Annotated in this window: 13 protein-coding genes and 1 pseudogene; 12 read left to right on the top strand and 2 right to left on the bottom strand. The window is 39.3% G+C overall.

Annotated features, from left to right (window positions below; all coding sequences use genetic code 11):
• Positions 1-15: 15 nt before the first annotated feature.
• A complete protein-coding gene (locus M3610_RS14210; RefSeq protein WP_251459945.1) occupies positions 16-705 on the bottom strand; it encodes a YetF domain-containing protein in 690 nt (229 codons plus the stop codon).
• A gap of 186 nt (positions 706-891) precedes the next feature.
• On the opposite strand from M3610_RS14210, the gene M3610_RS14205 reads away from it, so the two are divergent.
• The 10 genes and pseudogenes from M3610_RS14205 to M3610_RS14160 all read left to right on the top strand — a co-directional run.
• Positions 892-1236, top strand: coding sequence for an avidin-fold protein (locus tag M3610_RS14205; protein WP_180230142.1), 345 nt, complete (start codon positions 892-894; stop codon positions 1234-1236).
• A 13-nt stretch (positions 1237-1249) separates the two neighbouring features.
• On the top strand, positions 1250-1426 hold the full coding sequence (locus tag M3610_RS14200) for a hypothetical protein (protein ID WP_251459943.1): 177 nt from the start codon (positions 1250-1252) through the stop codon (positions 1424-1426).
• Between the two features lie 6 nt (positions 1427-1432).
• Positions 1433-1855, top strand: a complete 423-nt coding sequence (fosM, locus tag M3610_RS14195) for a FosM family fosfomycin resistance protein (RefSeq protein ID WP_251459941.1) — start codon at positions 1433-1435, stop codon at positions 1853-1855.
• 141 nt (positions 1856-1996) lie between these two features.
• Entirely contained in the window at positions 1997-4510 is a 2514-nt protein-coding gene (locus tag M3610_RS14190; RefSeq protein ID WP_251459940.1) for a PAS domain-containing sensor histidine kinase, read from the top strand.
• On the top strand, positions 4488-5135 hold the full coding sequence (locus tag M3610_RS14185) for a response regulator transcription factor (RefSeq protein ID WP_251459938.1): 648 nt from the start codon (positions 4488-4490) through the stop codon (positions 5133-5135). The genes M3610_RS14190 and M3610_RS14185 overlap by 23 nt, the downstream gene beginning before the upstream one ends.
• 361 nt (positions 5136-5496) lie before the next feature.
• Positions 5497-6360 carry an efflux RND transporter periplasmic adaptor subunit gene (locus tag M3610_RS14180; RefSeq protein ID WP_251459937.1) on the top strand — a complete coding sequence of 288 codons (864 nt, stop codon included), beginning with the start codon at positions 5497-5499 and terminating at the stop codon, positions 6358-6360.
• Positions 6360-7049, top strand: a complete 690-nt coding sequence (locus tag M3610_RS14175) for an ABC transporter ATP-binding protein (RefSeq protein WP_285851223.1) — start codon at positions 6360-6362, stop codon at positions 7047-7049. The genes M3610_RS14180 and M3610_RS14175 overlap by 1 nt, the downstream gene beginning before the upstream one ends.
• Positions 7042-8214: an ABC transporter permease gene (locus M3610_RS14170; protein ID WP_251459935.1), complete on the top strand. Its 1173-nt coding sequence runs from the start codon at positions 7042-7044 to the stop codon at positions 8212-8214. The genes M3610_RS14175 and M3610_RS14170 overlap by 8 nt, the downstream gene beginning before the upstream one ends.
• Positions 8215-8259: 45 nt before the next feature.
• On the top strand, positions 8260-8466 hold the full coding sequence (copZ, locus tag M3610_RS14165) for a copper chaperone CopZ (protein WP_251459934.1): 207 nt from the start codon (positions 8260-8262) through the stop codon (positions 8464-8466).
• A gap of 204 nt (positions 8467-8670) precedes the next feature.
• Positions 8671-10860, top strand: a pseudogene (locus tag M3610_RS14160) (heavy metal translocating P-type ATPase); the annotation flags it as partial.
• Positions 10861-11974: 1114 nt separating this feature from the next.
• Here the strand turns inward: M3610_RS14160 and M3610_RS14155 are convergent.
• Positions 11975-12448 carry a hypothetical protein gene (locus M3610_RS14155; protein WP_251459932.1) on the bottom strand — a complete coding sequence of 158 codons (474 nt, stop codon included), beginning with the start codon at positions 12446-12448 and terminating at the stop codon, positions 11975-11977.
• Between the two features lie 194 nt (positions 12449-12642).
• On the opposite strand from M3610_RS14155, the gene M3610_RS14150 reads away from it, so the two are divergent.
• Both M3610_RS14150 and M3610_RS14145 read left to right on the top strand, forming a co-directional pair.
• Complete coding sequence (locus tag M3610_RS14150) at positions 12643-13668, top strand: DUF3231 family protein (RefSeq protein WP_251459930.1); 1026 nt, start codon at positions 12643-12645, stop codon at positions 13666-13668.
• 168 nt (positions 13669-13836) lie between these two features.
• Positions 13837-14325, top strand: coding sequence for a GNAT family N-acetyltransferase (locus M3610_RS14145; RefSeq protein ID WP_251459928.1), 489 nt, complete (start codon positions 13837-13839; stop codon positions 14323-14325).
• The last annotated feature ends 63 nt before the right edge of the window (positions 14326-14388 follow it).

Here is a 14388-nt window from a genome sequence, read left to right as displayed (position 1 = left end):
GATGTCTTTTTATGATCAGTTATTTATGTTGTCATTTAAATCAATGGACAAATTTCCTTTGGTCCCTATCACAGCATACGAAATATCATTAACTGCAAGGTTTCTCTTTTTTAGTTCTCCCATTAACCATTTTTCATCGTAATTGGATTTGGTTAAGTTCTCAAATAATATTTTCCCATTATAAATCAACTCGACCGGTACCGTCTCAGAGGAGGATAATTGCTTTAAATCTTCTTTAGTGGTGGATAGGTATTGGTGTTTTTTTAAGACAGACAGTGAGCCATTTATTTCTAAAATGGCGCATTCTACTTCTTCAATGTTGAAAATATTTTTGCCGCGTAATGCTTGTTGAAGAGAGTCTAGTGAATAATGCATTCGTTCCATTGATTCTCCAAGAATTTCTCCATTTTGAATTAAGATTGCAGGCTCACCAGCGATCCATTTCCTTAAGCGTGGATTTCGTAAGGCCACTTGATTTAGAATAAAAACAACCGTACCCAGTAGGATCATCGCTATAATAAAATAAAGAAATCTAATTTTAATATTAAAGGCTAGATTTCCTGCTATTGTTCCCATCGTAATGGAAGCTATATAAAGGTGATACGTCTTATGGGCAATCGTTTGTTTACCGAGTACCAGGACAAATACCCATAATAATATAAATGAAGTAAACGTTCGAATGATAATCTCAACAGTTTCTGACATCAATTTTTCTCCCAATATAATCCAACAATTCTCATTTGATAGTATGTTCTTTGAACAGAGCGATTATTCTAACGTGAACCATTTAAAAAAAATTAATAGGTTTCTATATTTATAGCTACTTGAAAATGTAAAATATATGGTAAAATATGTGAATATTATAACGATTAAGGAGGTTAAAAGGTAATGGTGATCAATTACAATGGTCGGATATTTGTATCTGTTGAAAATACAGCAAACGGAGAGGTTTCTTCAAGTACCTCATTTGAATACAAACAAGAAGGAAATATACTTTCAGCTACATATGGCGGCGGAGAGATCGTAAAGGGAACGCTGATTGGAATAGTTCAGGAAAATGGCCATTTACAATTTAGATATAACCATGTGAACACAAAAAACGAAATTAGAGGCGGGAAGTGCTGCTCGATTCCAGAAACTCTTCCCGATGGAAGAATTAGATTACATGAAAAGTGGAAATGGACAGACGGTGAGCATACCGAGGGGGAATCTGTTATTGAAGAAGTGTTTAGATAAGGAGGATGATCGCATGGAAAAGCATAGAAAGTTAATTGAATCAATACGTTTGTATGGGTCAATTACGCTTGGTATATTAATGGCAATTCAATGGTTAAATATAATCGTTGGGATAGTTATCGTCATTGTATTGGCAATCATTGACCAAATTTTTATCAAACCAAAATTGAAGCCTGATAATATGAGGTGATTATTCGTGTCCATAAAAGGTATCAATCATTTCTTATTTTCCGTTTTGGATCTGGAGAAATCTATTGAGTTTTACAAAAATGTCTTTGATGCTAAGCTGTTGGTCAAAGGAAGAAGCATGGCCTATTTTGATCTAAATGGGATGTGGTTAGCTCTCAATGTGGAGAAAGATATCCCCCGAAATGAAATTCAGCAATCCTACACACATATAGCCTTTTCTATTGAGGAAGCAGAGTTTGATCGTATGGTTCAAAAACTAATAGATTTGAATGTTACTATCTTACCAGGTCGTCCAAGGGATGAAAAAGACAAGAAGTCCATCTACTTTACGGACCTGAATGGGCATAAGTTTGAGTTTCACACAGGTACTTTACAGGATCGCTTGGATTATTATAAACAAGAAAAACCTCATATGGAAATTTACAGATAGCTTTTTCAGCCCCAGCATTTGGAGGCTTTTTCTTTTTTGCGGACCTCCCCCTAATTTTTGCGTGTTTTCACCGCATTACCTACATTATAATGAACATATAGAATTTATCTGGAAATGCTTTCTTATTGAAAGGAGTAGGCAATGAGCACGGACTTAAAATTTATACGAAGCGCGCAACAATTACTGCAGAAAATGCCAGATGCGATGTATATCATTGGACTTGATAATAAAGTTTTATGGGTAAACGAAGCTTTTCAAAAATTCTTTGGTTCGGACCAAAAACAATGGGATGATGGTTTAACCAACTTAATCTTTATAGAAAAGAAAGAGCATGAACCCTTTGTTGTTTATTGTCATGATGGTTCCGTCATCTCTGTAAGACTGCAATTAATCCCTATTAATGAAAACGAATCAACTCCAATTGCTTATACTGGCATTATACAAAAATCCACCATGGAACACCTCCTAGACGAAGATATAAGGTATAAAATTGTCGCAGATAACACATCTGATGTAATCGTACTCGTGGATCAACGGACGATTGTTCGTTATGTATCACCATCCATTTATTCGATGATTGGTTACACAGCGGAACAATACGAAGGAATGGACGCCTTTGACTTAATTCACCCTGATGACAGGCAGCGAATTCGTGACTTGCATTTTCAAGCAGTCCAAACCAAAACAGAAATTAAAATGGAATATCGTGCCATTCACGCCCAAGGATCACTGCTCCATGTTGAGACCAAGGTGAAACCTGTGTTCGATAGTTTCGGAAATGTAAAATATGTAGTTGCGGTGATACGTGATATAACTGAACGAAAAAAGGCTGAACAATTATTAGAAAATATTTTAGAAAGTGTTAATGCAGCAGTATGGTCAACGGATAAGGATTTTAGCTATTATACCTTTTGTTCAGAGAGCATTGAAAAAATATCGGGAATTCCTAGACATGAAATTATGCATAACCCGATTCGCCTACATGACCACATCCACCCAGAGGATAATTTGATGCTAATGGGGGAAGTAAAGAAGAACTTGGATAGGGGTCTACCTGTAAACAAAGTCATTCGTTATACCCATATTGAAAATGAAACTAGATGGGGAAGGCTGATCGTCCACCCGTTTTTGGACAATACAGGCGCAGTCGAACGTCTTGATGGGTTGATGTTGGATATTACGGAGAAAAAACGGTCGGAGTTAGCATTAGAAGAAAGTGAGCAAAGGTATAAGTCGTTATTTGAGAACAATTTGGATGGAGTTTTTTCCATTGATTTAAAGGCTAATTTTGTCAATGCTAATCGATCGTTTGAAAAAATTACAGGTATCAAAATAGACGAATTGCCAGATCGTTGTTTAATAGGGTTGATTTATGATGAAGATCACTTGGCTATCTATCAAGTTCTCTCGGAAGTCATTCAAACCCATGAATCAAGAGACATTGAATGCAGGATTGTACGCTATAGGCAACCGGATCCTCGCGTTGTTAATATTTCCTTTGTTCCGATCTTCCTTTATGGTGAATTAATGGGTGTACATGGGATGGTTAAGGATATAACTGAGCGTAAAAAAGAGGAATTAGAGCTAATCCAAAGTGAAGAAAGATATAAGACGCTTCAGCAAAGTATTAATCGTTTCTCCCATGATCTTGCGAACGTTATGAAAGTTTCTGAATTAGAAAATCGTTTAATTGATGAGGTTAAGAAAGTATTGGCAGTTACAAGTGCATCCATTGAAAAAGTTCCAAGAAATAAGGAAGCATCTCTAGGTAACCAAAAGGAAAAATGGGTAAAAATTGCCGAAAAGGATCAGCTTATCTATTTAAGGATTAGCACTGATCAAGCTTTGAAAAAAATAGAGGAAGAGTGGCTTGAAACGGCCGTTCATTATGTCACGATTTTATATGATAATCTTGGATTTATTGAAGATTTGATGAAACGCATTGAGGACATGGTAAATATCAATGAGACCCCTAAATGGATGCTCCGGCTCTTGTTTAGACTTTCGGAAAAGGAACGGGCTTCTCTTTCCAGCGATTTGCATGATTCTGTATTGCAGGACCTTATTATTTGGTACCGTAAACTGGAATCATTACGCTCCACATCAAAGTTTAACGATGAGATTCAGGAAGAGCTAATGCAAATTGAAGAAGGACTGCTTGACGCCATTCATCAAATTCGCATTACCTGTAATGAACTTCGCCCGCCGTTTCTCATAAAAATGGGGCTGGTGGAATCTTTAAAGAGTCTGTTTTCGTATGCCCGCATGTTTTCTAATTATGAGATTGACTTCACTGCCATGGATTTAATCCATTCATTAAATGAGGATCAAATCCTCGGCTTGTATCGTATAGTTCAGGAGCTATTAAATAATGCCACCAAACATTCGAAAGCATCGAAAGTAACAATGAATTTGATCAGCAAACAGGATTATATTCATTTTTCTTATGGTGATAACGGGGTTGGGATCGATTTAACCTCCTTTGGCGGCTCGTTTAAACATATGGGTTTAGCTGGGATTGAGAATCGTGTCCTTAGTTTAGAGGGGAAAGTGGAGTTTCATTCTGCTCCTCAAGAGGGCTTTCATATGGATATTACCATTCCAACTATAACATCGCAAAAAGGTGATCACTATGGAAATATTATTGGTGGATGATCATAGATCCGTCGTCGAAGGAACAAAGATGCTCATTGAGTCTGAACCAGATATGAATGTGACGATTGAAACGGATGTCTATCTCGTCCCGGATTTGGTTCGATTAAAAAGTTTTGACGTAATCCTGTTTGATTTATATATGCCGAATATCAATGGAGCTGATTTGGCGAGAAAGGTGCTCGAAGATGTTCCTGATGCCATTATTCTCATTTATTCGGGATTTGATATTGCCCCACATTTTAATTTGCTGATGGAATCAGGCGTGTCTGGCTTTGTTTCTAAAACGTCGACACGCGAACAGCTAGTTCAAGCGATCCGCAGCGCTGCAAGGAAAGAGGCGATTATCCCAATGCAACTTCTTAAGCAGCTTAGACGTCAGGAGATCGTTGTCCAAGGGGATAGTGCCAATGAAAAAACAACAATTGGGAAAAAGGAAGAAACACTTCTGCGTGAATTAGCCAAGGGACATAGTAATAAGGAAATTTCCAAGACCTTATTAATCAGTCAGCGCTCATTGGAGTACAGTCTGACCGAACTTTTTCAAAAATTAAATGTCAACTCACGGGTAGAAGCGATTAAAAAAGCTAAAGGACTGGGGATTCTGCCGACGGAAGATTTATATTAGATGGGATGGGATCGGCGTATGCCGGTCCTTTTCTTGTGATTTTCGATCCGAAAGTAAAAACTGTTATCGAGAGTATTTGCATCCTATCCACGAGTAATCCCCTGTTATCCGAAAGTATTCGCATGCGATCCGAGAGTATTTGCCCCTTATCCAAGAGTAAATTCAAATGATCCGAGAGTAACCCCTTTTTCCAAACAAAACTGCAAGCCACATGCGGGCCTACCCCAAAAGTTTTGCGGTGCTTCTCTCAAAGTCTGCGGTTTTGATGGAATAGAAACGCCGTACAATGAAATCATCCAAAACAAAAGAAAAACCCCATATGAAGCAGGAACCAAACAAAAAACATTCGGGAGGAAAGAAAATGAAAAAGAAGAGTAAAAAGAAGTTTGTCATATGGACGGTGGTTGGGCTGATCGCAGCGGTTCTCCTAACTGGCTTTTTATTTATGCCAAAGGGGTCGGGGGATCTTGAAGAAGAAAAAGCAATAACAGGTGATATTACCACTTATTACACCTTTTCAGGCACCGTCGAAGCAAAAAACAGGAAGACAATGATGAGTGATACTGCCATGCAGATTAAAGAAATTGAAGTGAAAGTAGGGGAGCAAGTAGAAAAAGGCGATGTCTTATTGACCACAAAACAAGGAGACAAAATTAAAGCAGCCCTTGACGGGGAGATTTCCAAAATTCATGTCGAGAAAAACGCAGAAGTCATGTCAGGAGCACAGCTTATCGATATTGTCGACTACTCCACATTACAAACAAATGTAAAGGTCGATGAATATGACTTGAAATACCTAAAAGTGGAACAAAAAGTCAATGTTGCCATTAATGCGCTTGAAAAAGAAATAAAGGGTACCGTTTCTGCCATTTCTAAAGAAGCCATTCATGAGAATGGGGTTTCATACTTCACCGCAACGATTGATCTACCTAAAGACAAAATGATTAAAGTGGGCATGAGTACTGAGGCGAAAATATTAAAACAATCTGCTAAGAGAGTTATTACCCTTTCCATGAAGACCATTCAATTTGATAGTAAAAATAAACCTTATGTATTAATCCCAACCGAAAAAGGGATGGCAAAAAAGCAATCTATTCAAACCGGCATTAATGATGGTACGACGGTGGAAATTAAGAGCGGAGTGGACGCTGGCGAGGTTGTCCTCATTCCGAATCAAGAGAAAAACAATTCCGACACAGCCATGATGCACGGAGGTAATGAATAATGAATGAGCAAATCCTCAAAATGGAGCATATAACCAAAACCTACTTTATGGGCGATGAAGATCATGTGGTCTTAAATAACATCAATCTCACAGTTCATAGAGGTGATTTCGTTGCCATTTTAGGGCCCTCAGGTTCAGGGAAATCGACTCTGATGAACATGATTGGCTGTCTCGATTCACCCACCTGCGGTGACTATACATTATCGAATCAAAAAGTGGATGAACTTAATGAGTCACAACTGGCCGTCATTCGTAATCAGGAGGTTGGATTTGTGTTTCAGCAGTTCCAACTCCTTCCGAGACTTAGTGCAATCCAAAATGTTGAGCTTCCTCTGATCTATGCGAGGGTATCTGAAAAAGTCCGCAAACAAAGAGCCCGTGACATGCTGGTAAGGGTTGGGCTGGGTGATAAACTACATCATCGCCCCAATCAGCTTTCAGGAGGACAGCAGCAGCGCGTAGCCATCGCGAGAGCAATGGTGACCGAACCGACTATTTTACTCGCTGACGAACCAACTGGAGCGCTCGATCAAAAAACCGGTCAGCAAATTATGGAGCTTTTTCATGAACTACACGAAGAAGGAAAAACCATTATTATGATTACACATGATATAGAAATTGCGAAAAATGCAAGTAGGATTGTACACATATTAGACGGAAATCTGAAGGAGGAGCATGTTCATGTTTAAGGAAAATCTTAAGATGTCTTGGATAAATCTTATTCATAACAAAATGCGATCCTTCCTCACGATGCTAGGGATTGTGATTGGTGTGGCCTCAATCATTGCGCTAATTACCATCGTAAAAGGCGCCATGAATGGGATGACCAGTGAGTTTTCATCCTTTGGTGCAGATAAAATCTCAGTTCAGGCCATCGGGACACCGCTCAAAAAAGGTTTACTAGATACGGATATTCAAAAACTGGCAGACATTGAAGATGTTGCGGGTGTTTCTCCAACTCTTGCAGGAACGACAAATGTGGTCTATAACGGCAGTGAAAAAACAGATGTTATGGTTCAAGGAAAAAATGATGTGTATTTTTCCAAGACAAAAGACCTGGTGGATACCGGCAGAGGATTAAATATATTAGATATCAATAGTGAAAACAAAGTGTGCTTGATAGGTTCCGATATTGCTAACGATTTGTTTTGGGGAGAGGATCCAATTGGGAAAAAGCTGATGATTGCCGGGGTTACTTATACGGTTGTCGGAACTTTACAGAAATCTAGCAGCTTCTCAGAAGCGTCAACTAACGATGCAGTTATTATCCCTTATACCACCTCCATGAGCCTGCTAGGAACAGGCTACATTACAAGTGTTGATGTGTATATGAAGGATTCAAATGACTCTGAAAAAATAACCAGTGATATCGAATCAGTATTAAATCAAGCATTTAACTACAAGGCTGACAGTTTTACCGTGATGAATATGGAGGATATGATTTCTTCGATTAAACAAGTAACAACAATGTTATCTCTGATGCTCGGTGGGATTGCGTCGATTTCACTTGTTGTTGGGGGCATCGGGATTATGAACATGATGTTAGTTTCTGTTACGGAACGGACAACGGAAATTGGACTAAGAAAGGCACTCGGAGCCGAACCGAAACGGATCCAGCAGCAGTTTTTACTAGAAGCGGTCTTTATGTCACTTTTTGGGGGCACGATTGGATTCTTGCTTGGTGTGTTCATCGCGTTCGTCGTTTGCCTGATTATTGGAGCAAGTTTCGCCTTGTCAGTCTCAACCGTCATCTTGGCTCTGGGATTCTCGGCGGCGATCGGGATAATATTTGGTATTGCTCCTGCAAGGAAAGCATCAAGACTGAATCCGATTGATGCATTGAGGAGTGTTTAATAAAGCAGCTTGTCAGAAAAATTTCTATAAGAGAGGTAATGAATTATGAAAAAGGTAGAATTAAATGTGATTGGGATGTCATGCGGGCATTGCGCAAAGGTTATAGAAGGCAGTGTCGGAAGTCTAGCTGGTGTGGAAAAAGTGATAGTCGATTTGAAAAATGGGAATGTAGCAATTGAATATCAGTCCAATCTGGTGACCATGGAGCAAATTAAGGAAACAATCGATGAACAGGGATATGATCTTGGATAAACGTGCAAAAACGTGCCATGATATTGGTACGTTTTTTTCATCACCTTGCAAAATAATTGCGGAAACACGAAAACATCTTGCGGTTTAAAAATGATGAAAAAAAGTAAAATGTAGATATAGAGAAAAAAATCTTTTAGTTTTTAAATACAGTACAGGGGTATTGTACTTGACGATAGAAAGGAGTGATTGTTAATGGATTATAACGAAAAGGTCGAATTCGATTTGGTCGGAATGACTTGTGCTGCCTGTGCAGCAAGGATCGAGCGAGGGCTAGAAAAATTGGATGGTGTCAAAACCGTACATGTTAATTTAGCGCTGGAAACAGCTGTCATCGAATATAGCTCTTCTCAGACTACCATAGAGGATATCGAAAAAAAGGTTGAGAGCATCGGATATCAAGCCATTCTAAAACAGGATGACGAAATAGCGGAACTACGCGAAAAAGATTTGGAAAAAATTAAGGGACAGGTGATTTTTTCCATCATCCTCGCGACCCCGCTGTTATGGGCGATGGCTTCTGATTTTGAATTTACTTCTTTTATCAACCTTCCCGATTTCCTAATGAATACCTGGGTTCAATTGGCACTTGCCACTCCGGTGCAGTTTATCATCGGCTGGCAATTTTATCGAGGTGCATATAAAGCCCTGCGCAATCGTAGTGCAAACATGGACGTATTAGTGGCACTAGGCACATCTACCGCTTATTTTTACAGTCTGTATCTTTCCGTTCAGTCAATTGGTCCGGAACCAAACATGTTTGATAGGTACTTTGAAACGAGTGCCATCTTGATTGCATTTATTGTGCTTGGGAAGCTTTTTGAAATAAAAGCAAAGGGAAAATCTTCTGATGCGATTAAAAAATTAATGGGATTACAGGCAAAAACGGCAAACATCATTCGGAACGGGCTGGAACTGGAAATTGCCTTGGAAGAGGTCATGATTGGGGATATTGTTTTAGTCCGGCCAGGTGAAAAAGTGCCCGTTGACGGTGTAATAATTGAAGGGCAATCGGCCTTGGATGAAGCGATGCTGACGGGGGAAAGTATTCCGGTTGATAAAAAGGTCGGCGATCAAGTCATTGGAGCGACCATCAACAAGAATGGATTTTTAAAGATAAGAGCGCTGAAAGTGGGTAAGGAAACGGCGCTTGCTCAAATTATTAAAATCGTAAAAGAGGCTCAGGGATCAAAGGCTCCCATCCAACGTCATGCGGATAAAATATCAGCGATCTTTGTACCCATAGTTGTTGCGATTGCTTTTCTCACTTTTGCCATTTGGTATTTCTGGATTAGTCCAGGGCAGCTAGCGGATTCCCTTGAAAAGATGATTGCTGTCCTAGTGATCGCCTGTCCTTGTGGTCTAGGGTTGGCTACTCCAACATCAATTATGGCAGGAACTGGTCGTGCCGCTGAATTTGGGATCCTTTTTAAAGGTGGAGAACATCTAGAAACCACTCAAAAAATCAACACAGTGTTGCTAGATAAGACAGGAACGGTGACGAAGGGGGAACCTGAGGTAACAGACATTCTTATTGAACCAGGAATAAACGAAGCAGAATTTCTTTTCTTAACAGGCTCCGCAGAATTTCAATCGGAACATCCTTTGGCCGAGGCAATTGTCCGTGCGATCAAAGAAAAGGGAATCGAGCTTGGCGAGGTAAGTCATTTCGAAGCGATTCCGGGATTTGGGATCAGGGCAATCGTTAATGGCAAAGAAGTATTGGTCGGAACAAGAAAATTAATGAACATGAACGATGTGGATTTTCAGAGGAAAATCAACCAAATGACAGCATTCGAAAAGACCGGCAAAACAGCGATGCTTGTTGCAATTGATAGGGTATATGCAGGGATGATTGCAGTAGCCGATACCATCAAAGACACCTCAAAAGAAGCGATCCAGCAACTGAAGGATTTAGGACTTGAAGTCATCATGATCACTGGTGATAACCAAAGGACGGCCGATGCCATTGCCAAGGAAGTTGGAATCGACAAGGTCATTGCGGAGGTATTGCCGGAAGGAAAGGCAGCTGAAGTGAAAAAGCTGCAGCAACAAGCAAAAAAGGTCGCGATGGTCGGAGACGGAATTAACGATGCTCCTGCTCTTGTAACCGCGGATATCGGCATGGCGATAGGAACAGGAACAGATATAGCGGTAGAGGCCGCAGATATTGCGCTCATTCGCGGAGATTTAAGAACAATCGCTGATGCGATCTTTATGAGTAAAAAGACGATGGAGAATATTAAACAAAATTTATTTTGGGCATTTGCTTACAATGCGGTAGGGGTTCCGTTTGCCGCGGCGGGGTATCTAGAACCTTGGATTGCAGGTACAGCGATGGCATTTAGTTCAGTATCGGTAGTATTAAATGCGCTGCGATTACAGCGAATCAAACTAAATGAGGCAAAAAAATTCATGAATAAAGGAGTAACAGGTATGAGGAAATGGGCGATAGCAGGGATTCTTTATGTTACGATCGTCATTTTTGGATTCCAGGCTTATGATCAATGGATTGCCGAAGATCAAGGCACGTCTGCTCAAGCAGAAAGCAAAGGAGATAAAATGGAGATGGGTGAAAACAAAAGTAACCAAGAAAAGAGTGGAGGTCATCAGCAGGAAAAAGAAAGCACACATGGGCATGAAATGGCTTCAGGAAATCATGAAGGCAGCGAGGTTAATGTTTTTGTTCAAAATGATAGAAATAACCTCAAGATTTTCTTAAAAGACAAGGCTGGTAACCGGATTGACGAGTTAGAAGTGAATCATGAGAAGGAACTACATCTAATCATCGTTGATGAACAACTACAGAAATATTACCATTTGCACCCGGAACGAACTGGGAAAGGAGAATTTACGATAAAAAATACCCTCCCGGATGGTTTTTATAAAGCGTTTATCGATATTAAACCGACCGATTTCTCATATAAAGTAGAGCCGATTCCTTTTATCGTTGGCGATCCAAACATTACGAGTCATGGTCAAGAACTAATTCCAGATACGAAGTTCAACAAAACAGTGGAAGGAGAAACGGTTTCCTTAAAGGTAAGTTCATTTAAGATAGGTGAACCCGTAACGTTATCCTTTGATTTAGATCAAACCAATTTGACTCCTTATCTAGGTGCAATGGGGCATGTGGTAATTCTTGATGAATATGGGAAAGAGTTCCTTCATGTTCACCCATCCAATAACGAGGAACCCATTTTTGAAACATCTTTCGATAAGCCTGGCATCTATAAAATTTGGGCTGAATTTAAACAAAATGGAAAGGTAAGAGCATTTCCGTTTGTTATTGAGATAAAGGAATAAAACTCCGTATCTGTTTACAAAAAAGGATGTTTTGAATGGTTTGTTGAGGTGAATGTTCAAATGGTCCATGTATTCTGACTCCATTTCGTGAAAAAACAAATCAATCATAAGAAGCGAAGCGTTTCTGCGCAAGACGGAAACGCTTCGCTGCCTATTGATAGTTATAAAAAGAATTAACGAAGTAAGAACCAATCGTACTAGTTGCTTAACTTACTACAAAATCAGGTTCATTTAGCCCCGAAACTAAGGCATCCCGTGCTTCTACTAAACCAAGTTTAATAAAAAAAAGCTGTCCATTGAGTTTTTCATCGTCAGCGCATAATAACAGCGCTTGATCCACGTAGTTAATGGAATCTTCCGTCTTGTCCAATGCTAAGGAAATCCGATTGTCCGAAAGATTGATCAGGTGTTGATTATCTTGAACTTGGGCAACAACAGGGGCGACTGTAATGATGGGATCACTTGGAAAATACGTATCAAAGGGTAACCCTTTCATGGCAAGATACACCTCTGTTAAATGGTCGATGACATCTTGATAGTATTGGATTTTAATAGGGTTAGCCGGTAAGGGGAAATCAGACATTTCGAGGAAAAGGATTAAGGCATTGTCAGCATAACGGATGGCTTGTACCGTATATGCCAATGCAGTTCTTACATTTGTAATTAGGTGTGTGGACATTTTTTTCACTCCAAACTGATGAATTGTTCTAGTGTATGTTTGTAAAACAAGCCTGTAAAGGACATATCGGTAAATTTATTGAAATATGTGTTGTGATGGCTCCTATACCTCTATGAGAAGAAACAATATTTTATTAGAATAAGTTTGTAAATAATTGGGAAATATATTTTCAAATCATGTAAAGGACGAGTGAAATGGAACCAACCCCTATTATTCGATTAACTGCTCCAGAAATTTCTAGCCTTTGGACACAATATATGTTTGATACAATGTCCATTTGCTTCCTAAAATACGCTTTAGAACATATAGAAGATCAAGACATTCGTGACATATATAAACAATCTCTTGAAATTGCCGAAGGACATGTGGAACATGTGAAAAAGTTTTTAAAAGATGAAAAATTTCCAATTCCCCAGGGCTTTACCGATGAGGATGTAAACATAAAAGCCCCACGTCTGTTTCAAGATCCGTTTTATCTTTATTATATTTACATAATGATATTACAAGGGTTAACAGGATATGCCCTTGCTGTCAGCACTTCGATTAGGGCTGACCTCCGTCAATATAACATGTCATGTAATACTGAAACGATGCTGCTTTTTGAAAAAACCATCGATACGATGTTGACTAAGGGTATTTATTCGCGGCCGCCAATTATTGCCCCAGCAGAAGCGGTGGATTTTGTGAAGCATCAAAGCTTTTTAACTGGATGGTTTGGGGACCGGCGTCCATTAACATCATTGGAAATTGGTGATATTACTTTTAATATGAACAAGATGCACCTGCATATCGCATTAAAGGTTGGTTTTAGCCAGGTAGCTGTTTCAGATAAGGTCCGAAAATATATTAATAGGGGAACGGAGATTTCTACTAAACATATTGCTGCCTTTGAGAAGATTTTTCGTGAAGAAAAGCTAAATTCTCCAGTCTCATGGCAATCATACGTAACCAGCTCGACCACATCCCCATTTTCTGATAAATGGATGATGTATCAAATTCAGCTCTCGACTCAAGCCGCTATAGCTTTTTATGGAGCAGCGTTAAGTGTTACAGCAAGAAGGGATCTCGGGGAAAAATATATTGCTCTAACGATTGAACTTTTGAGATATGCTGAAGATGGAGCGAATCTTATGATTGACAATGGCTGGTTAGAGGAACCGCCAAAAGCAAGTGACCGGCGAACCTTAGCTAAGGGGAAAAAGGAACGTATGGACAGTTAAAATCTTAGAAGAAATGATTAAACCAGGGTAATCCTGGTTTTTTTGCATTAGATATCAAAATGATTCCCAATATTTCAAACTAAAGAAATGAATCTCTATAATCAATGCATTCCTTTTTGCTATCTAATACATTATGAATATAATAAGGATAGTTGGAGGATTGATAGTATGATCAAGATACGAAACGTTAAAATGGAAGATTTGACTCAGTTGGAGATCATCGAAAATCTATGTTTCTCAAAAGAAGAGGCAGCAACGATAGAGGCATTCAAAGAGAGAATCAAACGGATCCCGGATAGTTTCTTCGTTGCAGAAGTGGATGGTGAAATCGCAGGATTAGTAAATGGTCCTGTAATCGATTCAGTTTACATAACTGATAACTTATTTAGTATGATTAAGAATAATCCAGCAATAGGTGGTCATCAAAGTATTTTAGGATTAGCGGTCGCACCTCAATTTCAAGGGCACGGCGTGGCAGCAGCCTTACTTGACCACCTTGAAAAAGAAGCTAGAAGAAAAAAACGAGAAACGATTACGCTGACGTGTAAGCAGGATCTATTAGCCTTCTATGAAAAGTATGGCTATCGTAACTTTGGTGTGTCTGCATCCCAACATGGGGGCGTCAGATGGTACAATATGTGTAAAAAGATGGATTAATTCCATTATATCGAAAATAGTGCCCAACCAACGATTCGGAGACACGCTCTCGAATCGTTTTTT

This window comes from Neobacillus sp. MER 74 (assembly GCF_023714155.1).
The sequence above is the reverse complement of the archived record's forward strand: the minus strand, read 5'-3'. Positions and strand labels throughout refer to the sequence as shown.

Bases quoted from the DNA above. Each gene is read 5' to 3' on its own strand.
- M3610_RS14210 (WP_251459945.1), bottom strand. From the start codon at position 705: ATGTCAGAAACTGTTGAGATTATCATTCGAACGTTTACTTCATTTATA.
- M3610_RS14200 (WP_251459943.1), top strand. From the start codon at position 1,250: ATGGAAAAGCATAGAAAGTTAATTGAATCAATACGTTTGTATGGGTCA.
- M3610_RS14190 (WP_251459940.1), top strand. From the start codon at position 1,997: ATGAGCACGGACTTAAAATTTATACGAAGCGCGCAACAATTACTGCAG.
- M3610_RS14185 (WP_251459938.1), top strand. From the start codon at position 4,488: ATGGAAATATTATTGGTGGATGATCATAGATCCGTCGTCGAAGGAACA.
- M3610_RS14180 (WP_251459937.1), top strand. From the start codon at position 5,497: ATGAAAAAGAAGAGTAAAAAGAAGTTTGTCATATGGACGGTGGTTGGG.
- M3610_RS14175 (WP_285851223.1), top strand. From the start codon at position 6,360: ATGAATGAGCAAATCCTCAAAATGGAGCATATAACCAAAACCTACTTT.
- M3610_RS14170 (WP_251459935.1), top strand. From the start codon at position 7,042: ATGTTTAAGGAAAATCTTAAGATGTCTTGGATAAATCTTATTCATAAC.
- copZ (WP_251459934.1), top strand. From the start codon at position 8,260: ATGAAAAAGGTAGAATTAAATGTGATTGGGATGTCATGCGGGCATTGC.
- M3610_RS14155 (WP_251459932.1), bottom strand. From the start codon at position 12,448: ATGTCCACACACCTAATTACAAATGTAAGAACTGCATTGGCATATACG.
- M3610_RS14150 (WP_251459930.1), top strand. From the start codon at position 12,643: ATGGAACCAACCCCTATTATTCGATTAACTGCTCCAGAAATTTCTAGC.
- M3610_RS14145 (WP_251459928.1), top strand. From the start codon at position 13,837: ATGATCAAGATACGAAACGTTAAAATGGAAGATTTGACTCAGTTGGAG.